This window comes from Cellulomonas sp. P1_G12_2 (assembly GCF_056405535.1).
Map to the genome: position 1 here is coordinate 1,273,484 of NZ_JBFUBX010000001.1, position 24,714 is coordinate 1,298,197.

Below are 24,714 nucleotides of genomic sequence, written 5' to 3' on the forward strand. Positions count from 1 at the left end.
GTGGGCAACTCTACGATCCGTGTCGTGACCTATGTGCTGAGCGACGACGTCGACCGCGTGGACCGGGACGCGGTCTGGCGCCTGCTGTCCACCGAGGCGTACTGGGGGCGGTGGCGCAGCCGCGACGACGTCGAGCGCCAGATCGACGGCGCGTGGCGGGTGGTCGGCGTCTACGTCGAGTCCACGGGGGAGCTCGTCGGGTTCGCCCGCGCGGTGTCCGACGCCGTCGCCTTCGCCTATCTGGCGGACGTCATCGTCGACCCCGCCCACCGGGGAGCCGGGCTCGGCCGGCGGATCGTCGCCACCATGGTCGACGAGGGACCGGGCGCCGACTTCCGCTGGACCTTGTTCACCGGCGACGCCCACGGCCTGTACCGGGAGTACGGCTTCGCAGAGCCGGACGAGACCGCGATGGTCCGCCCGGGCCGTCAGGGCTGAACGAGCACGTACACCCGCAGGCTGAGCGCCTCGACGACCGTGGCCTCCCCGGGCTCGGCGTGCAGGCTGCCCTCGATCGCCGCCGCGCGCTCCTCCGCGGGGTTCTCCCAGACGGAGTCCCACGCCAGGCGCCACCGGCCGCCGTGGTCGTCGGCCAGGATCAGGTGCACCGCGTCGAGCGAGCCGTTGATGACCAGGAGCACGGTGTCCCGCTCGGGCAGCGGCGCGGTGCGCACCATCTGGAGTGTGCGGACGGACGGGTCGTGCCACCGGTCGTGGTCGAACGGCAGACCGAACGAGTCGAACCAGGCGAGGTCCGGGCGCTGGCCGGGCACCGCGGGCCGGCCCGAGTAGAACTTCTCGGTGCGGAGCGCGGGGTGCTCGCGGCGCAGCAGGAGCAGCCAGCGCGCGGTGGCCAGCATGTCCTTGCGCCACGGGGTCAGGTCCCAGTGCACCCAGGACATCTCGTTGTCCTGGCAGTAGGCGTTGTTGTTGCCCCGCTGCGTCCGCCCCATCTCGTCGCCCGCCGTGATCATCGGCGTGCCGGCCGCCAGCACGAGCGTGGCGAACAGGTTGCGGATCGAGCGCCGGCGCAGGGGCACGATGTCGACCGCGGGGGAGTCCGGCCCCACGCGGCCCTCGATCCCGTGGTTCCAGGACCGGTTGTCGTCGCTGCCGTCGCGGTTCTGCTCGCCGTTGGCCGCGTTGTGCTTGTGGTCGTAGGCCGCCAGGTCGGCGAGCGTGAACCCGTCGTGCGCGGTGACGTAGTTGACCGACGCACCCGGTCCGCGCACCAGCGGTGGGTCGCTGTGGCCGAACAGGTCGACCGAGCCCGACAGGCGGGTGGCCAGGTCCCGGACGCGGTGGCCCGGCAGACCGTGTGCGGCGCGGCCGGGGTCGGCCAGCCAGAACGACCGGGCGGCGTTGCGGAACCGGTCGTTCCACTCCGCGAACGGGACGGGGAACTGCCCGGTGCGCCACCCGCCGGGGCCGACGTCCCAGGGCTCCGCGACGAGCTTGAGGCCGTGCAGCGAGGGGTCGGTGGCCATCGCGACCAGCGCGGCATGGTCGGGCGAGAAGCCGGACGGGTCGCGGCCCAGCGTCACGGCGAGGTCGAACCGGAACCCGTCGACGCCGACGACGTCCGCCCAGTACCGCAGCGAGTCCAGCGTCATCCGGACCACCTCGGCCCGGCGGAAGTCCAGCGAGTTCCCGGTGCCCGTGACGTCCGCCAGCGCGGCCGGCGCCCCGCCGTCGTGCGCGTAGTAGGTGGCGTTGTCGAGCCCGCGCCACGACAGGTGCTGGCCGGGCAGGCCGCCCTCGCAGGTGTGGTTGTAGACGACGTCGAGGAGCACCTCGAGCCCGGACTCGTGCAGGGCGTGCACCGCGCCGCGCAGCTCGGCGAGCACGGCCGCCGGGCCGGCAGCCTGTGCGGCGGCCGTCGCGAACGCCGCGTGCGGGGCGAAGAAGCCCAGCGTGCTGTAGCCCCAGTAGTTGGTCAGGCCCTTGGCGACCAGGTGCGGCTCGGAGGAGAACGCGTGCACCGGGAGCAGCTCGACGGCGGTGACGCCCAGGCCGAGCAGGTGGTCGACGACCGCCGGGTGCGCCAGGCCCGCGTAGGTGCCGCGCAGCTCCTCCGGCAGCCGGTCGTCGAGCATGGTCAGGCCCCGGACGTGGGCCTCGTAGACCACCGTGTGCGACCACGGGGTCCACGGCCGGTTGGTGGTGGGGTCCGGACCGGGCAGGTCGCGGGTGTCGACGACCACCGAGTACGGCACGTGGCCCGCCGAGTCACGCGGGTCGGCCGGGCCGTACGGGTCGCCCGCCAGGTCGAGGCCGACCACGTGGCCGTACGTCTGCGGCGTGTGCGCGACCTCGCCGTCGAGACCGCGGGCGTACGGGTCGACCAGCAGCTTGGCCGGGTTGTAGCGCAGGCCGGCCGCGGGCTCCCACGGGCCGTGCGCGCGGAACCCGTACCGCTGGCCGGCACGGACGCCGGGGACGGAGGCGCTGAACACGCCGTGCAGCGGGTCGCCGAGCGGGATGCGTCGCTCGGTCTGACCGTCGAACAGGCACAGGTCGACCCTCGTGGCGTGGGCCGCGTAGACGGCGACATCGACGCCCGTCTCGGTCACGTGCACACCGAGGCGGGGCGCTCGGCGGCGCAAGGAGGGCGGGGTCACCCGCACATTGTGCGGGACACAACCCCACACGTGTCGGGTGTCTCCGCCCCTGGACCGGTGTCGGCCGCGTCCGGGACGGGCGGTAACGTTCCGCGGGTGAGGATCGTCGTCTGCGTGAAGCATGTCCCTGACATCCAGTCCGAGCGGGCCCTGGGCCCCGACGGTCGCGTGGTCCGCGACGGCGGGGACGGCACGATCAACGAGCTGGACGAGAACGCCGTCGAGGCGGCGCTGACGCTGGTCGAGGCGAGCGAGGGATCGGTCGTCGCCCTGACCGTGGGTCCCGACGACGCCGCCGACGCGGTCCGCCGCGGCCTGCAGCTGGGTGCCGACGAGGCGGTCCACGTGGTCGACGACGCGATCGCCGGCTCGGACGTCATCGGCACCGCCCGCGTGCTCGCCGCGGCGATCCGGCACCTGGACGCCCAGGAGCACGTCGACCTGGTGATCACCGGCATGGCGGGCCTGGACGGGTTGACCTCGCTCCTGCCGACCGCGCTCGCCGAGCTGCTGGACCTGCCGGCCCTCCCGCTCGCCGCCGAGCTCACCGTCGACGGCGGCACCGTGCGGGTCCGTCGCAACCTCGACCACGCGTCCGAGGTGCTCGAGGCCCCGCTGCCCGCGCTCGTCTCCGTGACGGACCAGGCCAACGAGCCGCGCTACCCCAACTTCAAGGGCATCATGGCGGCCCGCAAGAAGCCGATCACCACCCTGACGTTGGCGGACCTGGAGGTCGACGCGTCGCGCGTCGGCGCCCCGGGCGCGCGCACCGAGGTGCTCGAGGCCGCCGCCCGCCCGCCCCGCGACAACCGCGTGCTGGTCACGGACACGGGCGACGCCGGGGTCCGGCTCGCCGCGTACCTCGTCGACAACCAGCTCGTCTGACCCGGCTCTCGAAGAACAGAGGATCGCCGCCGTGACCGCACCCGTGCTCGTGCTCGTCGACCACACCGAGGGCGGAGCCGTCCGCGCCCCCGTGCGCGAGCTGCTCACGCTCGCCCGGCAGCTGGCGGGCGACGCCGGCGTGCACGCCGCGTGGGCCGTCGACGGCGTCGAGCCGTCCGCCGAGGTCGTCGCCGAGCTCGGCGCGCTCGGTGCCACGCACGTCCACCGGGTCGTCGCCGACGCGAACCTGCACCTGTCCGGGGTGCTGGCCGAGGCACTGGGCTCGCTCCTCGACGCGACCGGCGCCGGCCTGCTCCTGGTCGTCTCGTCGTTCGAGAACAAGGAGGCCGCCGCGCGGCTCGCGGTGAGCACCGGCGCGGGTGTCGTCACCGACGCCGACGGCCTCGCGCTCGTCGACGGCCGGTACGTGGCGTCCAAGACGGTCTTCGCGGGCACCTGGACCACCGCGTGCGCGATCACCGCGCCGCTGGCGATCGTCGCCCTCAAGCCCAACTCGGTGCAGCCGGCCCCGGTCGACGGTGCGTCCGCGCCGCAGATCGGCGAGCACGTGGTCGCGGTCAGCGACAAGGCACGTCGCGTGACGCTGGTCGAGCGCACGGAGCGGCCCGCGAGCGGGCGGCCCGACCTGGGCAGCGCGAGCATCGTCGTCGCCGGTGGTCGCGGCACCGAGGGCGACTTCTCGGTGGTCGAGGAGCTGGCAGACGTGCTCGGCGGTGCGGTCGGCGCCACGCGCGTCGCCACGGACGAGGGCTGGATCGGGCACGACGCCCAGATCGGCCAGACCGGCGTCACCATCGCCCCGCGGGTGTACATCGGGGTCGGGGTCTCCGGCGCCGTGCACCACCGCGGCGGCATGCAGGCGTCCGGCACGATCGTCGCGATCAACTCCGATCCCGATGCCCCGATCTTCGAGATCGCGGACTTCGGCGTGGTCGGTGACCTGTTCACGGTCGTTCCCCAGGCCGCCGCGGAGATCCGGCGCCTCAAGGGCTGATCCCCGCGCAGTACCGTGCGCTCATGGCTCGTCGCGCGCAGATGCTGGCGGTCGAGCTCGTCGAGCACGACGAGCTCGAGGACGCGCCGTCGACGCCCGCGGGCGCCCGGTGGCGGCCGTCGTGGCGATGGGTCGCGCTCCCCGTGGCGCTGGTCCTGGCGCTCGCCGGCATGCAGGCGGTCACCGACGCCCGGGAGCGCGCACTCCTCGCGGAGCTGGCCACCGTGCCGGGCATCGTCCGCCCCGTCGACGAGGACGTGCGGCTGCTCTGGACGCTCGAGGACGGGACCGAGGAGGTGCTCTGGTCCGGGATCGAGTCGGCGGGCGCGATGGTCGGTCTGGAGCACGCGCGCGACGGCTCCCAGGCACTGGTCGCGATCGACAGGCTGACCGGTGACCGCCGGTGGACCACAGCCCTGGCCCCGGCGCGCCCCGTCGACCCGGGCGACAGCAGTGGGAGCGGCGTGGGCGGCTGCGTGCCTGTCCCGGAGGTGTCCGGTCGCGTCCTGTGCCTGGTCAGCGACACGTACCTGGAGTACGGGGAGCTGTCCGTGCAGGTGGTCACCGGGACGCTCAGCCGGGTCGTCCTGCTCGACACCGACGGTGGGGCCGTCCTCGCCGACCACCCAGCGCCGGGCGTCGTCGCGTTCACGGCCCGGCCGGGCCTCGCGGTGGTGGGGGTCCCGGTGGAGGGCGGCGGGCTGGTGGTGACCGCCTCCGACCTGGAGACCGGGCAGCAGCGGTGGCAGACGACGCTCCCGGCCGCGCCCCACGACGCGGAGGACGACCTGTACGTCGACGGGCGGACCTCCGTGTTCGGCACGGCGGACGGGGTGGCCGTGATCCAGTCCCCGGGCAGGATGACCCTGCTCGACGGCGAGGGGGCCGTCGTCCGGTCAGGCATCGACGCCCGCGCCGGCTACGAGGTCGACCCGGCCACCCGGGCCGTGGCGGCGATGGCGTTCGCGCCCGACGGCCTCCTGCGCACGACGTTCCTGAGCCGCGGGCCGGACGTCGTGCTCACCGGCAGCCGGGTGATCCTGTCGGCCGACGACGGCAGCGTGCCCGGACTGGTCCTGATGTCCGACACGACGGTGCGCGCGTACGACCGCGGCCGCTCGACCCCGCGCTGGTCGATCCGGAACGCCACCGCGGGGAACGCGCTCGTGCTGCGCGGCCGGGTCTACCTGAGCACGGAGGCCGGCCTGCTCGCGGTCGACGGCCGCACCGGCGAGGAGCTGTGGCGCACGTCCGCGCCGGCGGGCCGGAGCATCGGCGCCCTCGTCACCGACGGCCGGCACCTGCTCAGCGCGCAGCAGCGGCCCGATGCGACCGGCAAGGTGACCCAGGACGACTGGCCCGAGGTCGACGAGCTCGTCGCGTACCGGCTCACCGACGGGGGCGAGGACTGGCGCGCCGAGCTGCCCGACGGCCTGTTCGGCATCTGGTCGACCGGGTCGACGCTCGTCGGCTCGGGCGACGCGGGCGCGATCGTGCTCGGCTGACTGCGCCGTCCGGGTGACCGCGGCGAAGCGCCGGACAGGGGCGTGACCGCTCCGCTAGCGTCTCGCTCGGTCCCGGCCCTGGTGCGCCGGGAGGGGCGCCCGAGGAGAGACCGTGATCCGCTACCTGCCGTACGTGATCGAGCTGGGCCTGCTGGTCTACTGCCTGATCGACTGCATCCAGACCGACGTCCCACGGAACCTGTCGAAGACCACGTGGGTGTTCGTGATCATCCTGGTGCCGCTGGTCGGCGGGATCGCGTGGCTCGTCGCGGGACGGCCCGAGTACCGGGCTCCGCGGAACGTGCCGTGGCCGTCGACGCAGACCGCCGGGTTCCCCGAGCACGAGCGGCCCCGCCGGACGTCCCCCGACGACGACCCCGAGTTCCTGGCGGGCATGCGGGCGTCCGACGACGAGCACGAGAAGATGCTCAAGGACTGGGAGGCGCAGCTGCGAGACCGGGAGCACAGGCTGAGGTCGGACGAGCCCCCGACGGTCTGATCAGGACAGCTCGCGCAGCCAGCGCACCGTGGCGACGCCCTGCGCGGCCTGGAACCGGCGCAGGTTCGGGATGCCGAGGGGGGCGGGCTGCCGCGAGCTCCAGGCGAAGTAGCCCGAGAGGCCGGCGAGCCCCGCGCGCAGGTCGTCGTCGTGGACGCCGTCCGAGACCGCGTGGTTGCGGAAGTTGGTGGCCGGGTCCCCGCCACCCTGGAGCGCCACGCTGGGCAGCATGAACGCGAGGTCGAGCCAGGGGGCGCCGACGCTGGCGTGCGGCCAGTCGATCAGCCAGACCCGGTGGTTGTGGTCGGGGTCGATCATCACGTTGTCGGCGCGCAGGTCGCCGTGCACCAGAGCGTCGCCGGCGCAGACCCGCAGCGAGTCCTGCTCCCAGCGGATCAGCTCCTCGACGTGGTCCAGGGCCCACCGTCCGACGTCACCCGCCAGCTCGGCGTAGCTGGTCTGGGTCTCGAGGTCGAGCGCGCGCAGCTTGCGCCAGCCCGTGAAGTCGTCGGCCAGCTGGTCGTCCGTGCGGGGCAGCGAGTGGCCCGGCAGCGGCTCCGCGTCTGCGAGCGCTCCCAGCGCGTCCGCGACCGCCTGCAGGTCGGCCGGCTTCCACGGCAGCTCCGGGGAGCGACCGTGCACCACCTCGAAGCCGAGGATGACCCAGTCGTCGTCGTCGGACGACCACAGCAGGCGCGGCGCGGGCACCTGCGGGGGCAGGGCGTGCGAGACGCGGATCTCGTTGCGGGCGAGGTCGGGGGACAGCGGGTTCTGCTCGGCGGAGACGGCCTTGACGAAGACCCCGCGGCCGTCGGCGAGCTCCAGGACCGCGGCGAACCCGGGGCTGAACCCGCTGGTCGCACTGATCTCCGCGGTCACCTGGGAGCCGGCCAGCTCGGCGATCCGTGCCCGCACGTGGCGGGGGAGATCACGCCAGTCCAACCGCTGGCCGCTGAAGGCGAGCGGGAGGGCAATGACGTCGTCGGCACTCACGCGGCACATCCTGCCAGTTCGCGCGCGGCACCCGGTGGGTGATCCCACCAGGTGTGCGGTCGGGGTCTGGGCCGTTCCGTTCGTAGACTGGAGGCGATGAGCGTGTATCTCGATCATGCGGCGACCACGCCCATGCTCCCGGAGGCCGCGCGGGTGCTCGCCGAGCAGCTCGCGCGCACGGGCAACCCCTCCTCCCTGCACGCGTCCGGGCGAGCCGCCCGCCGGGTGGTGGAGGAGTCGCGCGAGCGCCTCGCCGCCGCGCTCGGCGCCCGCCCCAGCGAGGTCGTGTGGACCTCGGGCGGCACGGAGGCGGACAACCTCGCGGTCAAGGGGCTCTTCTGGGCCCGTCGGACGCAGGATCCGCGACGCCGTCGCCTGCTCGTGTCCGCGGTCGAGCACCACGCGGTGCTGGACCCGGCGTTCTGGATGGCCGAGCACGCCGGGGCCGAGCTGGTCCTGCTGCCCGTCGACGCGGACGGCGTCCTTGACGTCGACGCGCTGCGCGAGGAGCTGGAGCGGCACGGTGACCAGGCCGCGCTGATCTCGGTGATGTGGGCCAACAACGAGGTGGGCGCGCTGCAGCCGCTCGACGACGTGGTCTCCCTCGCCCGGCGGTTCGGGGTGCCGGTGCACGCCGACGCGGTGCAGGCGGTCGGGCAGGTCCCCGTCGACTTCGGCGCGTCCGGGCTCGACGCCCTGACGGTCACCGGGCACAAGGTGGGCGGTCCGGGCGGTGCCGGTGCGCTCCTGGCACGGCGGGGGCTCGACCTGACGCCCGTGCTGCACGGCGGAGGGCAGGAGCGCGGGGTGCGGTCGGGCACGCTCGACGCGGCGCTGCTGGCGTCCTTCGGCCTCGCGGTGGAGCGCGCGGTCGCGAGCCGGGAGCCGTTCGCCGAGCGGGTGGGAGCGCTCCGCGACACCCTCGTCGCCGGCGTCGAGTCGCTGGTTCCGGACGCGGTCCTGCGGGGTCCGCGGGACATCTCCCGGCGACTGCCCGCGAACGCGCACTTCACCTTCCCGGGCTGCGAGGGCGACTCCCTGCTCTACCTGCTGGACTCCGCCGGGATCGAGGCGTCGACCGGCTCCGCCTGCCAGGCCGGGGTCCCGCGGCCGAGCCACGTGCTGCTGGCGATGGGGGTCGACGAGCTCGCGGCGCGCGGCGCGCTGCGGTTCAGCCTGGGTCACACGTCGACGGTCGACGACGTCGAGGCGCTGCTCGCGGTGCTGCCCGGCGTCGTGGACCGCGCCCGCGCGGCCGGGCTCGCGACCGTCGGGGCGGGCTCCTGATGCGCGTCCTCGCAGCACTCTCCGGCGGGGTGGACTCGGCGGTCGCCGCGGCGCGCGCGGTCGACGCCGGGCACGACGTCGTCGGCGTGCACATGGCGCTGTCCCGCACCCGCGACCAGTTCCGCACCGGCTCGCGGGGGTGCTGCTCGATCGAGGACGCCGGCGACGCACGCCGTGCCGCGGACGTGCTGGGCATCCCGTACTACGTGTGGGACCTGTCCGAGCGCTTCGAGGAGACGGTGGTCGCGGACTTCGTCGCCGAGTACGAGGCCGGTCGGACCCCCAACCCGTGCGTGCGCTGCAACGAGCACATCAAGTTCGCCACCCTGCTGGACAAGGCCGTCGCGCTCGGGTTCGACGCCGTGTGCACGGGCCACTACGCGCGCATCGAGACCCGCGCCGACGGCACCCGGGAGCTGCACCGCGCGCGCGACCTGGCCAAGGACCAGTCCTACGTGCTCGCCGTGATGGGCCCGGAGCGGCTGGCGCGCTCGATGTTCCCGCTGGGCGACGTCGCCTCCAAGGAGGAGACGCGCGCCGAGGCAGCCGCCCGCGGGCTGTCGGTCTCCGCCAAGCCGGACTCCTACGACATCTGCTTCGTCGCGGACGGCGACACCCAGGGCTTCCTGCGCTCGCGGCTCGGGTCGCAGCCGGGCGAGATCGTCGACGCCTCGGGCACTGTGCTGGGCGCCCACGACGGCGCGTACGCGTACACCGTGGGGCAGCGCCGGGGGCTGTCGATCGGGCGGCCCGCCGCCGACGGGAAGCCTCGGTACGTGCTCTCGGTCGAGCCGGTGAACAACCGTGTCGTGGTCGGGTCCGCGGACGACCTGGCCGTGCGCAGCGTCGAGGCGGACCGGGCCGTGTGGTTCGCCGACGCGGACGGCTCCTTCGACTGCGCGCTGCAGGTCCGGGCGCACGGTGCCGCCGTGCCCGGCCGCGCGGTCGTGCGGGACGGCGTCGTCGAGATCGCGCTCGACGAGGCCGGTGCGCTGCGCGGCGTCGCCCCCGGGCAGTCGGCCGTGCTGTACGACGGCACCCGCGTGCTCGGTCAGGCCACCGTGACCGCAGCGCAGCGCGCCACCGCCGGCGTCACCCGGTGAGCGGGGGGCTGCCGGGCGTCACGGGCACAGGGCCGTGGCCCGGTCTCGACGTGCTCGAGGCGCAGACGGTGGTGGTCGGTGACCTCGTCGACACCCCGTCCGAGGTGGTCGGCCTCCCGTTCACGGTGACGCTCGCCGAACGCGGGCCGTGGAGCGATCGCGTCGGCCGGGCGTCCGCGCTCCTCGCCGAGCTGCCCACCGAGCTGGGACCGCACGGCTGGAAGCTCGCCGACCGGCCCAGCCGGGACCTCGCCCGGGCTCAGGCGTACGTGCGCGAGGACGTCGACGCGCTCGCGGTCGCCGGGCACGGGTGGAGCGGTCCGCTGGTCGTCCCCGTGCTGGGGCCGATGACGCTCGCCGCCTCGCTGTACCTCGCGCGCGGCGACCGGGTGGTCTCCGACGTGGGCGCCGTCCGCGAGCTCACCGCGTCGCTGGCCGCAGGCATCGCCGAGCACCTCGCGGCCATCCGCCGCTCCGTCCCCGGCGCCGAGCCGACCGTCCTCCTGCACGAGCCGCTGCTCGCCCAGGTGATGGCGGGCGTGCTGCCGTCGTTCTCCGGCTACTCCGCGCTGCGCTCGGTCCCCGGGCCGGTGGCCGCCGAGCGCATCGGCGCGGTGGCGCGCGCTCTGGACGGCGTGCGCGTGATCGTGCACGGCGGCACGGCATGGACCTCGCTCGGGGCGATCCGAGCCGCCGAGGTCGACGGGTTCGGGCTGGCCGTCACCGCGCTGGACGAGCGCAGCTGGGAGAAGGTCGCCGAGGTCGTCGAGGGCGGGCTCGCGTTCTGGCCCGAGCTGCCCCCGCAGGCGTCCTCCCAGTGCGCCGGTCCGGACGTGACCGGTCAGGCCGATACGCTCACCCGGCCGTGGCGGTCCGTGGGACTGGCGATGGCGGGGCTGCGCGACGTCGTGCTGCTGGCCGGTGACGTCACCGGCAAGGGCAGCCCGGACGACGCGCGCGCGGTGCTGGCCGGTCTGGTGCGCGCCGCCCGGATCGTGGCCGAACGAGCGGAGGACTGAGCGTGGCTGCAGCACAGCCGAGCGTGGCGCGCGCACTCGCGCTGCTGGTGGCGTCGGGGGCGGCGATCGTCGGCATGGTCCTGCTGGTCGTCTGCTACACCGGCATCGGCGTGACCACCCTGACCTCGCAGAACGACGACATGGATCCGTGCGTGGCGGCCTACTCGGCCGGCACCGACTCGGCGTCCGTGCGGTACACCGTCGTCCCGCCGCAGGCCATCTGCACGTGGGACGTCGCGGGGGAGCCGACGGAGGTCGTCGTGGCGTCGGCGTCGACAGCGCTCTTCGCCGTCGGGGCGGTCCTCGCGGTCGGTGGCGTGCTCACCAGCGTCGGGCTGCTGGTCGCTGCGCGGGTCCGCCGGTAGGTCGCCGCGCGTGTGGGTCCCGCGCGACATGATGTGACGGTGAGCAACGAGATCGACGACCCCGCCGCCACGCGTGAGATCCCCGCCGAGGCACGACACCGGTGGGCCGAGCTGGCCGGCCTGATCGAGGCGGACCAGTTCGCGTACTACATCCGCGACGCCCCGGTGTCGTCGGACAAGGAGTACGACGAGCGGCTGCGCGAGCTGACGGCCCTCGAGGACGAGCACCCCGGGCTGCGCACCCCGGACTCCCCGACGCAGCGGGTGGGCGGCACCTTCTCCACGGAGTTCGCGTCCGTCGAGCACGTGGAGCGGATGCTCTCGCTGGACAACGCGTTCTCCGACGAGGACATCTCCACGTGGGCCGGCCGGCTGCACCGGGACCTCGAGTCGGACGCCGCGCTGCACTACCTGTGCGAGCTGAAGATCGACGGGCTGGCCATCGCGCTGCTGTACGAGAAGGGCCGGCTGGTCCGGGCCGCGACGCGTGGGGACGGGCGCACCGGCGAGGACGTCACCCTGAACGTCCGGACCATCTCGACCATCCCCGACGTCCTCGGCGGGGACCCCGCGACGCACCCCGACCGCATCGAGATCCGCGGCGAGGTGTTCCTGCCGGTCGCGGCGTTCACCGAGCTCAACGCGTCCCAGGTCGAGGCGGGCAAGAGCCCGTTCGCCAACCCGCGCAACGCGGCTGCGGGCTCGCTGCGGCAGAAGGACCCGCGGGTCACCGCGTCCCGGGACCTGCGGATGTACGCGCACGGCATCGGCGCGCTCGTCTGGGGTGCCGGGCGGGGGACCGGGATCGAGCGGCAGTCGCAGGTGTACGACCTGCTGGCGTCGTGGGGCGTGCCGGTGTCCGGGCACACGCGGATCGTCGAGGGCCTCGACGGAGTGCGGGAGATGATCGCGTACTACGGCGAGCACCGGCACGACGTCGAGCACGAGATCGACGGCATCGTGATGAAGGTCGACGAGATCGCGCTGCAGCGCCGGCTCGGATCCACCAGCCGGGCGCCGCGATGGGCGATCGCGTACAAGTACCCGCCCGAGGAGGTGAACACCAAGCTCCTCGACATCCGCGTGAACGTCGGGCGCACCGGTCGCGTGACGCCGTACGGGGTGATGGAGCCGGTGTTCGTGTCGGGGTCCACCGTCGAGATGGCGACGCTGCACAACGCCAGCGAGGTCGCGCGCAAGGGCGTGCTCATCGGGGACACCGTGGTGCTGCGCAAGGCCGGGGACGTGATCCCTGAGATCGTCGGTCCGGTCGTCGACCTGCGCGACGGCACGGAGCGCGCGTTCGTCATGCCCACCGAGTGCCCCTCCTGCGGCACCCCGCTGGCGCCGGCCAAGGAGGGCGACGTCGACATCCGCTGCCCCAACCAGCGGTCCTGCCCGTCGCAGCTGCGCGAGCGGCTGTTCCACGTGGCCTCGCGCGGGGCGTTCGACATCGAGGCGCTCGGCTGGGAGGCCGCCAACGCGCTGCTCACCGCGGGCGTGGTCACCGACGAGGGCGACCTGTTCGCGCTCGATGCGGACGCGCTGCGCAAGGTCCCGCTGTTCACCCTGTCCACCAGCTCGAAGGTCGGCGGGGTGGTCCGCGGGGCAGGGGACCTGAACGCGACCGGGACGGCTCTGCTCGGCAACCTGGAGAAGGCCAAGCAGGCGGCGCTCTGGCGGGTGATCGTGGCCCTGTCGATCCGGCACGTCGGTCCGACCGCGGCCCGCGCGCTCGCGCAGCACTTCGCGTCCATCCCGGCGATCGCGACGGCCACCGAGGAGGAGATCGGCGCAGCCGAGGGCGTCGGCCCGACGATCGCGTCCGCGGTCGTGGGATGGTTCGAGCAGCCTGGCGAGGACGACAAGTGGCACGCGGCGATCGTCGAGAAGTGGGCGGCGGCGGGCGTGCGGATGCAGGAGGAGCGCGACGAGTCGGCGCCGCGCACGCTCGAGGGGTTGACGGTCGTGGTCACCGGCGGGCTGGAGCGGTTCAGCCGCGACGGCGCCAAGGAGGCGATCCTGGCTCGCGGCGGCAAGTCGGCGGGGAGCGTGTCGAAGAAGACCGACTACGTGGTGGTCGGGGAGAACGCGGGATCCAAGGAGGCCAAGGCGCGCGAGCTCGGGCTGCGGATCCTCGACGAGGCCGGGTTCGAGCGGCTGCTGGCGGAGGGGCCCTCCGGCGTGGGAGACGCCGCGGCCGAACCCGCGGAGGCGTGAGGTGGCCGCAGGCGCCGTCGTGCGGGTGGCGGTCGGTCCGCAGGTGGCGGACGCCGGGGCGCTGACCGCGGAGGCGTACCTGGCCGACCGGCTGCTGGACGCGACCGACTCCTACGCGGACGAGCTGCGGGACGCCGAGCGGCGGGCACGCGAGGCGACCCTGCTGGTCGCCACGCTGCCCACGGACGACGGCGAGCCGGTGGTCGTCGGCACCGTGACGCTCGCGCCCTACGGCACGTCGTACGCGGAGATCGCCGAGCCGGGCGAGCTGGAGATCCGCATGCTCGCGGTCGCCCCGGAGGCGAGGCGGCGGGGGATCGCCGAGGTGCTCATGACCGCGGCGCTGCGCGAGGCGGTCGCCGGCGGGGCGAAGCGCGTGGTGCTCTCGACGCTCGACTCGATGGAGGCCGCCCAGCGGCTGTACGAGCGGCTCGGCTTCGTCGCGGTGCCGGAGCGGGACTGGGGGCACGTCGAGGTCCACCTGCGCGTGCACACGTGGACCCCGCCGGACGCGCCCGGTGCCCTGGTCGAGTCCGCGACGTGGCCGCCCGCGCGCGTGGTCGACCTGGACGGCTGGCGCGTGGGCCTCTCGGGCGGCCTGACCCGGCGGGCCAACAGCGTCCTGCCACTCGGCACGCCGTCCGACATCACCGCGACGCTCGACCGCGTCGAGGAGCTGTACGCGCAGGAGGGGCAGCCGTCGATCGTGCGCGTGTGCCGGGCGGCGCCGCGAGGTCTGGACGACCTGCTCGCCCTGCGCGACTACGAGGTGATGTCCCGTACCGACGTCCTGGTCCGCGAGCTGGACGGGATCGAGACTCCCCGCGGCACCGCCCGCACGGCCGCGGGGCCGGTGCGGATCTCGGTCGTCGACCGGCCCGACGACGCCTGGCTCGCTGCGTGGTCCGGTTCGAAGGCCCGGCTGCACGCCACCGGCGCAGCATCGGAGGCCGACGAGACGAGCCTGCGTCTGGCTCGCGCGGTGCTCGGCGGGGCGCCGGCGCTCTACCTCACCGCCACCGACCCCTCGGGGCTGGTCGGCGTGGTCCGCGCCGCGTTCGCGGAGGAGTGGGTCGCCCTGTCCTGCCTCGTCGTCGCGCCGGCTGCCCGTCGCCACGGGCTGGGTCGGGCACTCACCGTGCGGGCCCTCGGGGAGGCTGCCCAGCGGGGGGCGCGACGGGCGTTCCTGCAGGTCGAGGCCGAGAACACGGCCGCGGCGGCGCTCTACTCCGGCCTCGGGTTCCAGCCGGCCGAGCGGTACGTCTACCGGGAGCGCGGCTGACTCACCGGCTGGCCCACAGCAGGCCGCGCTCGATGATCGTCCGCACGGCGGGCACCTCGAGGTCGGCCAGCAGGTGTCCGGGTGCGCAGACGAACACGCGACCGGCGCCCCAGCGGCGGGTCCAGACGGCCGGCGACGTGACGGGCGCGTGCCAGGGGTCGTCGGGCCCGGGAGCGATCGTCGTCGTGGCGAGGACGTCGTTGAGCGGGTCGGTGAGCAGCCAGTACTGCTCGGAGCGCAGCGTGAAGTCGTGGACTCCCGCGACGATCGGGTGGTCGCCGGTGATGTTGATCGTGTGCTCGACCAGCGCGCCGCCCGGGTGTGCCGCGAACTGGCCGCCCACCAGCTGCAGGTAGTCGGTGGCGATCCGGAACGAGTCGATGATCCCGCCGTGCCAGCCGGCGAACCCCGTGCCCGCAGCGACGGCGGTGCGCAGGCCGCGGAGCTCGTCGGCCAGGATGTCGCCCATGGTCCAGCACTGCACCACCAGGTCGGTCGCGGCCATGAGCTCGGCGTCCGCGTAGGCCTCGAGCGATCCCTCCACGACGACGTCGAAGTCGTGCTCCCGCAGGAACGGCACGAAGAGCTCGGCGGCCTCCTCGGGCGCGTGCCCGTCCCATCCGCCCCGGACGACGAGGGCTCGACGTTGATCGGTCACGGCGGGGTCTCCTAGCTGATCAGGGCGTCGATGGCGGCGGCGGACAGCACGTGCTCGGAGGCCATGGCGGAGGCGCCGAGCACTCCGGCGCGGCCCTTGGTGCGGGACGCGACGATGCGCAGGTGCTGGGTGGCCAGCGGCAGCGAGCGACGGTAGACGACCTCGCGGATGCCTGCCAGCAGGTGCTCGCCCGCCTCGGCCACGACGCCGCCGATGACGATGACCGACGGGTTGAGCATGCTCACGCACGCGGCGAGCACCTCGCCGATGTGCCGACCGGCCTCGCGCACCTCGCGGCTGGCGTCCAGGTCGCCGGCGCGCACCAGCGCGACGACGTCGGCGCTCGTCGTGGCGTTCTTCAGGGCGCTCGCGATGGCAGGTCCGCTGGCGACCGCCTCGAGGCAGCCGGTGTTCCCGCACCGGCAGGGCAGGTCCAGGCCGCCCGGCACGGCGATGTGCCCGAGGTCGCCGGCCGCGCCCTGGGCGCCGCGACGGATCTGGCCGTCGGAGATGATCCCGGCGCCGATGCCCGTCGCGACCTTGACGAAGAGCAGGTGGTCGACGTCCGGCCACTGCGACGTGTGCTCGCCGAGCGCCATCACGTTCACGTCGTTGTCCACCAGCACGGGGACGCGCAGCTTGCGGGACAGGAGCGCGGGGACGTCCGCGTCGTCCCACCCGGGCATGATCGGCGGGTTGATGGGCCGGCCGGTCGAGTGCTCGACGGGACCGGGCAGGCCGACGCCCACGCTGACGAGGTCGCTGACCGGCCGGCCAGCGGTGGCCAGCAGGTCGAGGCCGACCTCGACGACACGGTCGAGCACCGGCGCCGGACCCTCGGCGATCGCGATGGGCTCGTGGTGCTCGGCCAGCACGGTGCCCACCAAGTCGGTCAGGGCGAGGCGGGAGTGCGTGGCACCGAGGTCGACCGCGAGGACCACCCGGGCCGCCGGGTTGAACGCGAAGGTGGCGGGCGGACGGCCGCCGGTGGAGCTGGCCTCGCCCGCGGGCGCGACGAACCCGGAGGACAGCAGGAGGTCGACGCGGGCGGCGATCGTGGAACGCGCTTGCCCGGTGAGCGTGGCCAGGTCGGAGCGCGTGCGCGGCTGGCGGTCACGGAGGAGCTGGAACATCTCCCCGGCGCCCGTCGGCCGGGGAGCGAACTTGAGGAGCTCGTCCATGCGCACAGTGAACCATTCCGCCTTACGTAGGTCACGTTCACGTAACCATGACACAGCAGTGGCGACTTTTGCTTGACCAGCGGCAGAAGTGGTTCTACGTTCCTGCTCATGGTCAACGAGGACCCGCCGCTGCTGCAGATGCGCGGCATCGTGAAGCAGTTCCCGGGAGCCCGGGCGCTGGACGGCGTCGACCTGGAGATCCGGGCGGGCGAGGTCCACTGCCTGCTGGGCCAGAACGGCGCGGGCAAGTCCACGCTCATCAAGGTGCTCGCCGGCGCCCACCAGCCGACCGAGGGCGAGATCCTCCTGGACGGGCAGCCGGTCACCATCGCGCACCCCGTCGCGGGCCTCAAGCTCGGCATCGCGACGATGTACCAGGAGCTCGACGTCGTCGACGGGCTCTCCGTCGCGGAGAACATCTACCTCGGCCACGAGCTGGCCACCGCCGGGTTCTCGCAGCGACGCGCGGCGACGGCCAGCACGCGGGCGCTCCTGACCCGCCTCGGCCACGGTGACATCTCGCCCCACCGTGAGGTCGGCCGGCTCTCGGCCGCGGGCAAGCAGATCGTCAGCATGGCGCGCGCCCTCTCGCACGACGCCCGGGTGATCGTCATGGACGAGCCGTCGGCCGTGCTGGACGCCGAGGAGGTCACCAACCTCTTCCGCGTGGTCCGCGAGCTCACCGCGTCCGGTGTCGCCGTCGTCTACATCTCGCACCGCCTCGACGAGATCCGCCAGATCGGCGACCGCATCACGGTCCTCAAGGACGGGCGGACGGTCGCGACCGGGCTCCCGGCGGCGCAGACACCGACCGCCGAGCTCATCAAGCTCATGACCGGCCGCACCGTGGAGTACGCCATCCCGCCGCGGCCGGCCGTGGCCGACGACGCCCCCACGGTGCTGCGGGTCGAGGGGCTCGCGCTGCGCGGAGCGTTCACCGACGTGTCGTTCCAGGTCCGCGCCGGTGAGGTGATCGGGCTCGCCGGGCTTGTCGGGTCGGGACGCACCGAGATCCTCGAGACCGTCTTCGGCGCGCGCAGGGCGACGGCCGGCACGGTGCACGTCGGGGAGGACCAGCTGCGCGCCGGCTCCGTGAGCGACGCGGTGGCCGCCGGCATCGGGCTCTGCCCCGAGGAGCGCAAGAGCCAGGGCCTGATCCTCGACGAGCCGGTGTACCGGAACATCACGCTCTCCACGTTCACGCGCAACGCCACCGCGTCGTTCCTCGACGAGGGCGCCGAGCGGCGCATCGCGCGCGAGCAGATCGACGCGCTCGACGTCCGGCCGTCGGACCCCGAGCGCAGCGCGCGCACCCTGTCCGGCGGCAACCAGCAGAAGGTTCTCCTCGCTCGCTGGCTCGTGCACGGCTGCACGGTGCTGCTCCTCGACGAGCCCACGCGCGGCGTCGACGTCGGCGCCCGCGCCGAGATCTACGCGCTGATCGCCGACCTGGCCGCCCAGGGTGCCGCCGTGGTGGTCGTGTCCAGTGACATCCCGGAGGTGATCGGCCTGTCCGACCGCGTCCTGGTGATCTCCGAGGGTCGGGTGGTCCACGAGGGACCCGCGTCCCGCATCGACGAGCACCGCGTGCTCGATCTCGTCATGGAAGGAAGTGCCGCGTGAGCGACCAGGACCTGACAGTCCCCGCCGCCGACGAGTCCGCTCGGGTGGAGCAGGTGGCCAAGGCCGGGGAGACGTCTCGTGGGGGACTCCTCCAGGGAGCCACCGGGCGCAACCTCGGCCTGGTCATCGCCCTCGTGGCGATCTGCGTCTTCGGCGTCATCACCGCCGGCGAGCGGTTCGCCAGCATCGACAACCTCCTCACCATCCTGCGGCTCGCGTCGGTGCTCGGGGTGATCAGCATCGGGATGACCTTCGTCATCACCGGTGGCGGCATCGACCTGTCCGTCGGCTCCGTCATCGGGCTGGCGTCGGTGTGGGCCTCCACGCTGGCCACGCAGACCATGGCGGAGGACTTCCACTGGACGATCATCGTGCTCTGCGCGCTCGGCGTCGGCATCGGCGCGGGACTGATCAACGGCGTGCTCATCGCGTACGGGAAGGTGGTCGCGTTCATCGCGACGCTGGCCATGCTCGTGTCCGCCCGCGGCCTGGCGGAGATCATCGCCAGACGGCAGACCCAGATCGTCAAGGTCGACCCGTTCCTCGACTTCTTCCGGTCGTCGCCCATCGGCGTGCCGATGCTCGTGTGGATCTTCGTTCTGGTGTCCGTCGCCGGCTGGATCCTGCTGAACCGCACCACGTTCGGTCGCCGCACCATCGCGGTCGGCGGCAACCCCGAGGCCGCACGGCTGGCGGGTATCAAGGTCAAGCGCCACACGATGTACCTGTACGCGCTGTGCGGTCTCACGGCCGGCATCGGCGGCGTCATGATGCTCGGCCGCACCACGGCCGGCAGCTCCACCAACGGCCAGCTTTACGAGCTCGACGCCATCGCCGCCGTGGTCGTCGGCGGCACCCTGCTCATCGGCGGCCGCGGCACCATCGTCGGCACCTTCCTGGGCGTCCTGATCTTCACGACGCTCAGCAACGTGTTCACGCAGAACAACCTGTCCATCTCGGCGCAGGCCATCGCCAAGGGCGTGATCATCGTCGTCGCCGTGCTGCTCCAGCAGCGCATCGCCGAGCGCTCCCGCGCCGGAACCTGACCTCTCCCCGCTCTGCCCCCCGCACCACGCCCGTCCGATCAAGGAGGATCGTCATGTCTGTACAGCTCCGCCGGAAGTGGCTCGCAGCCGCCGGCACCGCTGCCGCCCTCGCACTCGTCGTCGGCTGCACGTCCAACACACCCGAGGCCGAGGACACCGGCACCGCGCAGGCGCCGGCGGCCGCAGCCACCGGCAACGACGAGCCCGGCGACAAGGTCGTCATCGGCTTCTCCGCCCCGGCGGCCGACCACGGCTGGATGGGCTCGATCACCAAGTCGGCCGTCGCCGAGGCCGCCAAGTACTCCGACGTCGAGCTGGTGCAGGCCGAGGCCACCAACGACGTCAACCTGCAGATCAGCCAGATCGAGCAGTTCATCAACGACGGGGTCGACGCGATCGTCCTGCTGCCGTTCGACGGCGCCGCCCTCACCGAGGTCGCCATCAAGGCCATGCAGGCCGGCATCGTCGTCGTCAACGTCGACCGCGAGTTCGAGGACTCCGACGCCGCCCGCACGACGATCCTCGGCGACAACTACGGCATGGGCGTCAGCGCCGGTGCGTACATCTGCGGCGAGCTGGGCGGGAACGCCGACGCCAAGGTCGCGGAGATCGCCGGCATCGACTCGCTGCCCCTGACGCAGGACCGCAGCCGCGGCTTCTCCGACGCGCTCGCTGCCTGCGGGCTCGAGGTGAGCAACCGCGTCGCGGCCGACTTCACGGTCCAGGGCGGCGAGGCCGCAGCGGCCAACCTGCTGCAGGCGGCGCCGAAGCTCGACGCCATCTGGAACCACGACGACGACCAGGGTGTCGGCGTCATGGCCGCCATCGAGAACGCCGGTCGCGACGAGTTCTTCATGGTCGGCGGCGCCGGCTCCAAGAACGTCATGGAGGCCATCCAGGCCGACGACACCGTCCTCAAGGCCACGGTCATCTACCCGTCCACCCAGGCCGCGGACGGCATCAAGCTGGCCCGGCTGCTCGTGCAGGGCAAGTCGATGAGCGACCTGGTCGAGGTCGAGGTGCCGCGCACGATCCAGCTGTTCGCCCCCGTGGTGACCAAGGACAACGTCGAGCAGTACCTGCCGACCGCGTTCGAGTCCTGACCAGCCTGACCCGTCCGGGCGGGCTGTTCCGCAGCGGCCCGCCCGGACCCACAGGACTCGAGGAGGAGTCGTGACACAAGCAGTCCCGCGCCTGGGCATCGGCATGGTCGGGTACGCGTTCATGGGCATCGCGCACTCGCAGGCCTGGCGCAACGCCCCCCGGTTCTTCGACCTGCCGCTGCACCCGGACATGGCGGCCGTTGCCGGCCGCGACGCCGCCGCGGTGACCGCCGCGGCCGCGAGGCTGGGGTGGTCCAGCACCGAGACGGACTGGAAGGCCCTCGTCTCCCGGGACGACATCGACCTCGTCGACATCTGCACCCCGGGCGACACCCACGCCGAGATCGCGATCGCCGCGCTCGAGGCGGGCAAGCACGTGCTGTGCGAGAAGCCGCTCGCCAACTCGGTCGAGGAGGCCGAGGCGATGGTCCGCGCCGCGCAGAGCGCCCCCGGGCTGGCGATGGTCGGCTTCACGTACCGTCGCGTCCCCGCCATCCAGCTGGCCCGCACGCTCGTCGCGGACGGGCGCATCGGCACGGTCCGGCACGTGCGCGCGCAGTACCTGCAGGACTGGATCGCGGACCCGCAGGCGCCTCTGTCGTGGCGGCTGGACAAGCAGAAGGCCGGCTCGGGGGCGCTCGGGGACATCGGCGCGCACATCATCGACCTCGCGCAGTTCGTCACGGGCGAGTCCGTCACGGGTGTCTCGGCCGTGCTGGAGACGTTCGTGAAGGAACGTCCGGTCGCCTCGGAGCACTCCGGCCTGCACGGCACGGCGGGCAGCGAGACCGGTCCGGTGACGGTCGACGACGCGGCGATCTTCCTGGGCCGGATGTCCGGCGGGGGACTGGCGACCTTCGAGGCCACCCGCTTCGCGTGGGGCCGCAAGAACGCGATCCGGCTCGAGATCAACGGCTCGGCGGGCTCGCTCGCGTTCGACTTCGAGGACATGAACGTCCTGCACTACTTCGACGCGTCACAGCCCGCGTGGGAGGCCGGGTTCCGGCGGATCGTCGTCACGGAGCCCGAGCACGCCTACGTGGCAGCCTGGTGGCCCGCGGGTCACGGTCTCGGGTACGAGCACGCGTTCACGCACCAGGCGGTGGACCTGATCACGGCGATCGCGTCGCGTCGGCAGCCCGAGCCGAGCTTCGCCGACGGGCTCGCGGTGCAGCGGGTGCTCGACGCCGTGGAACGGTCCGCGGCCGACAACAGCACGTGGACATCCGTGGCGAAGGAGAGCTGACCATGGCGCGACCGATCACCCTGTTCACCGGCCAGTGGGCGGACCTGCCGTTCGAGGAGGTCGCGCGGCTGGCCAGCGGCTGGGGGTACGACGGCCTCGAGATCGCGTGCTGGGGCGACCACCTGGATCCGTGGCGCTGGGACGACGAGGAGTACGTCGCCGGCAAGCTCGCGCTGCTGGAGAGGTACGGCCTGAAGGTCTACGCGATCTCCAACCACCTCAAGGGCCAGGCGGTCTGCGACGACCCCATCGACCAGCGGCACCGCGACATCCTGCCCGACGTCGTCTGGGGGGACGGCGACCCGGAGGGCGTCCGGCAGCGGGCGGCCGAGGAGATGAAGCACACGGCCCGGATCGCCGCGAAGCTGGGCGTGAAGACCGTCGTGGGGTTCACCGGGTCGAGCATCTGGAAGTACGTCGCGATGTTCCCGCCGGTCTCGCAGGAGGCCGTCGACGCGGGCTACCAGGACTTCGCCGACCGGTGGAACCCGATCCTCGACGTGTTCGACGAGGTGGGCGTGCGGTTCGCGCACGAGGTGCACCCCAGCGAGATCGCCTACGACTACTGGACGACCGTGCGGACCCTGGAGGCCATCGGCCACCGCGAGGCGTTCGGGCTGAACTGGGACCCCAGCCACTTCATCTGGCAGCAGCTGGACCCGGTCGACTTCATCCTCGAGTTCCGTGACCGGATCTACCACGTGGACTGCAAGGACGTGAAGCTCCGGCTGGGCAACGGCCGCAACGGGCGGCTGGGCTCGCACCTGGCGTGGGCAGACCTGCGCCGCGGGTGGGACTTCGTGTCCACCGGACGCGGCGACGTGCCCTGGGAGGCGTCGTTCCGGGCGCTCAACTCCATCGGGTATGACGGGCCGATCTCCGTGGAGTGGGAGGACGCGGGGATGGACCGGCTGCTGGGTGCTCCCGAGGCGCTGGAGTTCGTGAAGCGCAACGCGTTCGACCCGCCGGCCGCGTCGTTCGACGCCGCGTTCAGCACCCGCTAGGTCTCAGTCTCAGCCCCGGTCGTGGAGCGTGACGTGGTACCCGTCCGGGTCGGCGAACGTGAACGTGCGACCGAACGGTCCGTCGACCGGGGCGGACGCGATCGGCACCCCCGCCGCGACGAGCGCGTCGTGGATCTCCTGCGCGTCCGGTGCGTGCAGCCAGACGGCCGTGCCGAGCCCGGGTTGCGCGGTCGCGTCGAGGTCGACCCCCGGTGCGACCTCGCGCACGGCGAACGCGATCGGGCGGGTGTCGAACACCACGGCGTGCGGTGGGCTGAACGCCGCGCGGACCACGCCGAGGAACCGCTCGTAGAAGGCGGCGGAGCGCTCGAGGTCACGCACCTGCAGGGAGACGAAGTCGGGGCCGGTGACGGGCATGGTGAGCTCCTGGGATCGGGATTCGTGTCAATTAACTGACATCGTCAGGCTATGTCAGACTACTGACATGGGTCAAGGCGTGGAGCTCGAGACGTCGATCGGCTACCTGCTCAAGGAGGCGTCGAGCGTCCTGCACGCGGCGATGGACGCCGTGCTGCGTCCGCTGGACATGACGATCACGCAGTACTCGTGCCTGGAGCTGCTCGCGCAGCGGCCCGGACTGTCGAGCAGCGACCTCGCCCGCGGCGCGTTCGTGTCCCGGCAGTCGATGAACGTGCTCCTGCAGCAGATGGCGAGGGACGGTCTGGTCTCGCGCGCCGAGCTGGCGCCGGTGGGGCGGGTCCTGCCGACGGAGATCACGGTGCTGGGGCGCGAGCGGCTGGCACGCGCGAGCGCCGCGGTCGCCGCGGTGGAGTCCCGGATGATCGGGGCGCTGCCCGCGGGGGACCGTGCCGAGCTGAGGCGGTTGCTGCGGGAGTGCGTCGCGGCGCTCGCCGAAGGGTGATCATCAGGACGCGGGCGGATACTTGATCGATGATCTCCGTCGCGCGCGCCCAGCAGCTCCACGAGGCCGGGCTGAGCTGGCACCCCCGACCCGGTGACCGGTTCGCCGTCCGGACGCTCGAGGACCAGGTGTTCACCATCTCGGACATGGTGGTGGAGCCGCACGAGTACCCGACCGGCACCGTCCTGGGCTTCAACGGGACCACCGAGTGGGCGCTCGACTCGGTCGCGCAGGAGGACGCGCTGTGGCTGCCGCGCGAGGACCAGCTGCGCGAGCTGCTGGGTGGCACGTTCCGGAGCCTGGCGCGGTCCACCGACGGGCAGTACGGGGTGGTCATCGAGCACTCGGGCCGGCCGGAGCGCCTGTTCACCGGGGACACGGCCGCGGACGCCTACGCGCAGGCGCTGCTCGCGTTGGTAGCCGCCGCGATCGAGCGGGTCTAGTCAGTCGTCGTAGCGGCGGACGGGGTCCTCGACCGGGACGTAGGTGCCGGTGTCCCCGGACACCGCCCACCCCGGGCCGTCGTCGCGCGTGGTCGCCCGCGGCGGGATGCGGATCGGCTGGGTGTCTCCCGGCAGGTGCTCGCGGATGGCCGGCCAGGCAGGACGCCCCTCAGGCACGGGCTGGCGCACCGCGACGGACGGTGGCCTCACGTGCGGCGACTGGGTGGGCGTGAAGATGATCGCGCAGAGCTCGCGGTAGGTGGCGTCGGGATCGGCCACCCATGCGATGCGCCCCAGTGCCTGGTCCTGTCCGGCGGACTCCAGCAGGAACTCCCCGTAGCCGAGGATGCGACCGGGGATGGACCGGGAGTACCGCATGTCGGTGACCTTGACCAGCGGCATCATCGAGACCTTGTGCGTGATGAGCCCGTAGAGCATGAGCATCCGCTTGTCGGTGGCGACGAGCCACTCGTTGCGCCAGTCGAGCACCCGCCAGGCCAGGCGGGCCAGCACGGCGAGCCACAGCCACCAGAGCCACGCCGACCGGTCGCCGACGGCGGTGCCGGCCACGTCGACGAGCCACGCCACGAGCACGAAGGCGACGAGCGTGGTGAGGGTGGGCTCCAGGAGCTTGGCCCAGTGGGACCGGCGCGTCAGGACGACGCGCTCGCCGGGCAGCACGTACTTGCGCAGGGTCCGGTGCCCCGCCAGGGTCTGCTCGACGGTGCCCATG

The 24,714-nt window shown here is 73.2% G+C and carries 24 protein-coding genes; 18 read left to right on the forward strand and 6 right to left on the reverse strand.

Annotation, left to right across the window (positions count from 1 at the left end):
• Positions 1–24 precede the first annotated feature (24 nt).
• Positions 25–438 carry a GNAT family N-acetyltransferase gene (locus AC1DXT_RS06065; RefSeq protein WP_477060434.1) on the forward strand — a complete coding sequence of 138 codons (414 nt, stop codon included), beginning with the start codon at positions 25–27 and terminating at the stop codon, positions 436–438.
• Here AC1DXT_RS06065 and glgX read toward each other — a convergent pair.
• A complete protein-coding gene (gene glgX / locus AC1DXT_RS06070) occupies positions 429–2,621 on the reverse strand; it encodes a glycogen debranching protein GlgX (RefSeq protein WP_477060435.1) in 2,193 nt (730 codons plus the stop codon). The genes AC1DXT_RS06065 and glgX overlap by 10 nt on opposite strands.
• A 96-nt stretch (positions 2,622–2,717) precedes the next feature.
• Here glgX and AC1DXT_RS06075 point away from each other — a divergent pair, with 96 nt between their 5' ends.
• The 4 genes from AC1DXT_RS06075 (at position 2,718) to AC1DXT_RS06090 (ending at position 6,525) form a co-directional block, all read left to right on the forward strand.
• Positions 2,718–3,506, forward strand: coding sequence for an electron transfer flavoprotein subunit beta/FixA family protein (locus tag AC1DXT_RS06075; protein WP_477060436.1), 789 nt, complete (start codon positions 2,718–2,720; stop codon positions 3,504–3,506).
• A gap of 31 nt (positions 3,507–3,537) precedes the next feature.
• Complete coding sequence (locus tag AC1DXT_RS06080) at positions 3,538–4,521, forward strand: electron transfer flavoprotein subunit alpha/FixB family protein (protein WP_477060437.1); 984 nt, start codon at positions 3,538–3,540, stop codon at positions 4,519–4,521.
• Between the two features lie 23 nt (positions 4,522–4,544).
• Positions 4,545–6,026 carry an outer membrane protein assembly factor BamB family protein gene (locus AC1DXT_RS06085; RefSeq protein WP_477060438.1) on the forward strand — a complete coding sequence of 494 codons (1,482 nt, stop codon included), beginning with the start codon at positions 4,545–4,547 and terminating at the stop codon, positions 6,024–6,026.
• Positions 6,027–6,138: 112 nt separating this feature from the next.
• Positions 6,139–6,525: a PLD nuclease N-terminal domain-containing protein gene (locus AC1DXT_RS06090; protein WP_477060439.1), complete on the forward strand. Its 387-nt coding sequence runs from the start codon at positions 6,139–6,141 to the stop codon at positions 6,523–6,525.
• On the opposite strand, the gene AC1DXT_RS06095 is transcribed toward AC1DXT_RS06090, so the two are convergent.
• Positions 6,526–7,518, reverse strand: a complete 993-nt coding sequence (locus tag AC1DXT_RS06095; protein WP_477060440.1) for a phosphotransferase family protein — start codon at positions 7,516–7,518, stop codon at positions 6,526–6,528.
• Positions 7,519–7,614: 96 nt separating this feature from the next.
• On the opposite strand from AC1DXT_RS06095, the gene AC1DXT_RS06100 reads away from it, so the two are divergent.
• Genes AC1DXT_RS06100 through AC1DXT_RS06125 form a run of 6 tightly spaced genes read left to right on the forward strand, consistent with a single transcriptional unit; the run spans position 7,615 to position 14,794 of the window.
• Positions 7,615–8,805, forward strand: coding sequence for a cysteine desulfurase family protein (locus AC1DXT_RS06100; RefSeq protein ID WP_477060441.1), 1,191 nt, complete (start codon positions 7,615–7,617; stop codon positions 8,803–8,805).
• Complete coding sequence (gene mnmA / locus AC1DXT_RS06105; RefSeq protein WP_477060442.1) at positions 8,805–9,908, forward strand: tRNA 2-thiouridine(34) synthase MnmA; 1,104 nt, start codon at positions 8,805–8,807, stop codon at positions 9,906–9,908. The genes AC1DXT_RS06100 and mnmA overlap by 1 nt, the downstream gene beginning before the upstream one ends.
• A complete protein-coding gene (locus AC1DXT_RS06110; RefSeq protein ID WP_477060443.1) occupies positions 9,905–10,927 on the forward strand; it encodes a uroporphyrinogen decarboxylase/cobalamine-independent methonine synthase family protein in 1,023 nt (340 codons plus the stop codon). The genes mnmA and AC1DXT_RS06110 overlap by 4 nt, the downstream gene beginning before the upstream one ends.
• Before the next feature lie 2 nt (positions 10,928–10,929).
• Positions 10,930–11,292, forward strand: coding sequence for a hypothetical protein (locus tag AC1DXT_RS06115; protein WP_477060444.1), 363 nt, complete (start codon positions 10,930–10,932; stop codon positions 11,290–11,292).
• Positions 11,293–11,331: 39 nt separating this feature from the next.
• A complete protein-coding gene (gene ligA, locus AC1DXT_RS06120) occupies positions 11,332–13,512 on the forward strand; it encodes an NAD-dependent DNA ligase LigA (protein WP_477060445.1) in 2,181 nt (726 codons plus the stop codon).
• Position 13,513: 1 nt separating this feature from the next.
• Positions 13,514–14,794 carry a GNAT family N-acetyltransferase gene (locus AC1DXT_RS06125; protein WP_477060446.1) on the forward strand — a complete coding sequence of 427 codons (1,281 nt, stop codon included), beginning with the start codon at positions 13,514–13,516 and terminating at the stop codon, positions 14,792–14,794.
• 1 nt (position 14,795) lies between these two features.
• Here the strand turns inward: AC1DXT_RS06125 and AC1DXT_RS06130 are convergent, their stop codons facing one another.
• Positions 14,796–15,452, reverse strand: coding sequence for a ThuA domain-containing protein (locus AC1DXT_RS06130; RefSeq protein ID WP_477060447.1), 657 nt, complete (start codon positions 15,450–15,452; stop codon positions 14,796–14,798).
• 11 nt (positions 15,453–15,463) lie between these two features.
• Positions 15,464–16,633, reverse strand: coding sequence for an ROK family protein (locus AC1DXT_RS06135; protein ID WP_477060448.1), 1,170 nt, complete (start codon positions 16,631–16,633; stop codon positions 15,464–15,466).
• 108 nt (positions 16,634–16,741) lie between these two features.
• Between AC1DXT_RS06135 and AC1DXT_RS06140 the strand changes: the two genes are divergently transcribed.
• From AC1DXT_RS06140 to AC1DXT_RS06160, 5 genes are all read left to right on the forward strand, one after another.
• The gene (locus tag AC1DXT_RS06140; RefSeq protein WP_477060449.1) at positions 16,742–18,256 is read left to right on the forward strand and encodes a sugar ABC transporter ATP-binding protein; all 1,515 of its coding nucleotides are present in this window, start codon (positions 16,742–16,744) and stop codon (positions 18,254–18,256) included.
• Positions 18,253–19,302, forward strand: a complete 1,050-nt coding sequence (locus tag AC1DXT_RS06145; protein ID WP_477060450.1) for an ABC transporter permease — start codon at positions 18,253–18,255, stop codon at positions 19,300–19,302. Before AC1DXT_RS06140 ends, AC1DXT_RS06145 begins: the two co-directional genes overlap by 4 nt.
• A 53-nt stretch (positions 19,303–19,355) precedes the next feature.
• Complete coding sequence (locus tag AC1DXT_RS06150; protein WP_477060451.1) at positions 19,356–20,405, forward strand: substrate-binding domain-containing protein; 1,050 nt, start codon at positions 19,356–19,358, stop codon at positions 20,403–20,405.
• Positions 20,406–20,508: 103 nt separating this feature from the next.
• The gene (locus tag AC1DXT_RS06155) at positions 20,509–21,651 is read left to right on the forward strand and encodes a Gfo/Idh/MocA family protein (RefSeq protein ID WP_477060817.1); all 1,143 of its coding nucleotides are present in this window, start codon (positions 20,509–20,511) and stop codon (positions 21,649–21,651) included.
• 2 nt (positions 21,652–21,653) lie between these two features.
• Positions 21,654–22,655, forward strand: coding sequence for a sugar phosphate isomerase/epimerase family protein (locus AC1DXT_RS06160; RefSeq protein WP_477060452.1), 1,002 nt, complete (start codon positions 21,654–21,656; stop codon positions 22,653–22,655).
• Positions 22,656–22,664: 9 nt separating this feature from the next.
• Here AC1DXT_RS06160 and AC1DXT_RS06165 read toward each other — a convergent pair whose 3' ends face one another.
• Positions 22,665–23,033: a VOC family protein gene (locus tag AC1DXT_RS06165; protein WP_477060453.1), complete on the reverse strand. Its 369-nt coding sequence runs from the start codon at positions 23,031–23,033 to the stop codon at positions 22,665–22,667.
• A 67-nt stretch (positions 23,034–23,100) separates the two neighbouring features.
• Here AC1DXT_RS06165 and AC1DXT_RS06170 point away from each other — a divergent pair, with 67 nt between their 5' ends.
• Together AC1DXT_RS06170 and AC1DXT_RS06175 are read left to right on the forward strand one after the other, a co-directional pair.
• On the forward strand, positions 23,101–23,538 hold the full coding sequence (locus AC1DXT_RS06170) for a MarR family winged helix-turn-helix transcriptional regulator (RefSeq protein WP_477060454.1): 438 nt from the start codon (positions 23,101–23,103) through the stop codon (positions 23,536–23,538).
• Positions 23,539–23,567: 29 nt separating this feature from the next.
• Complete coding sequence (locus AC1DXT_RS06175; protein ID WP_477060455.1) at positions 23,568–23,981, forward strand: pilus assembly protein CpaE; 414 nt, start codon at positions 23,568–23,570, stop codon at positions 23,979–23,981.
• Here the strand turns inward: AC1DXT_RS06175 and AC1DXT_RS06180 are convergent, their stop codons facing one another.
• Positions 23,982–24,713, reverse strand: a complete 732-nt coding sequence (locus tag AC1DXT_RS06180) for a PH domain-containing protein (RefSeq protein ID WP_477060456.1) — start codon at positions 24,711–24,713, stop codon at positions 23,982–23,984. It abuts the gene before it with no gap.
• Position 24,714: the final 1 nt, after the last annotated feature.

Bases quoted from the DNA above. Each gene is read 5' to 3' on its own strand.
- AC1DXT_RS06085 (WP_477060438.1), top strand. From the start codon at position 4,545: ATGGCTCGTCGCGCGCAGATGCTGGCGGTCGAGCTCGTCGAGCACGAC.
- AC1DXT_RS06100 (WP_477060441.1), top strand. From the start codon at position 7,615: ATGAGCGTGTATCTCGATCATGCGGCGACCACGCCCATGCTCCCGGAG.
- mnmA (WP_477060442.1), top strand. From the start codon at position 8,805: ATGCGCGTCCTCGCAGCACTCTCCGGCGGGGTGGACTCGGCGGTCGCC.
- AC1DXT_RS06135 (WP_477060448.1), bottom strand. From the start codon at position 16,633: ATGGACGAGCTCCTCAAGTTCGCTCCCCGGCCGACGGGCGCCGGGGAG.
- AC1DXT_RS06140 (WP_477060449.1), top strand. From the start codon at position 16,742: ATGGTCAACGAGGACCCGCCGCTGCTGCAGATGCGCGGCATCGTGAAG.
- AC1DXT_RS06150 (WP_477060451.1), top strand. From the start codon at position 19,356: ATGTCTGTACAGCTCCGCCGGAAGTGGCTCGCAGCCGCCGGCACCGCT.
- AC1DXT_RS06155 (WP_477060817.1), top strand. From the start codon at position 20,509: ATGGTCGGGTACGCGTTCATGGGCATCGCGCACTCGCAGGCCTGGCGC.
- AC1DXT_RS06160 (WP_477060452.1), top strand. From the start codon at position 21,654: ATGGCGCGACCGATCACCCTGTTCACCGGCCAGTGGGCGGACCTGCCG.
- AC1DXT_RS06165 (WP_477060453.1), bottom strand. From the start codon at position 23,033: ATGCCCGTCACCGGCCCCGACTTCGTCTCCCTGCAGGTGCGTGACCTC.
- AC1DXT_RS06170 (WP_477060454.1), top strand. From the start codon at position 23,101: ATGGGTCAAGGCGTGGAGCTCGAGACGTCGATCGGCTACCTGCTCAAG.
- AC1DXT_RS06175 (WP_477060455.1), top strand. From the start codon at position 23,568: ATGATCTCCGTCGCGCGCGCCCAGCAGCTCCACGAGGCCGGGCTGAGC.
- AC1DXT_RS06180 (WP_477060456.1), bottom strand. From the start codon at position 24,713: ATGGGCACCGTCGAGCAGACCCTGGCGGGGCACCGGACCCTGCGCAAG.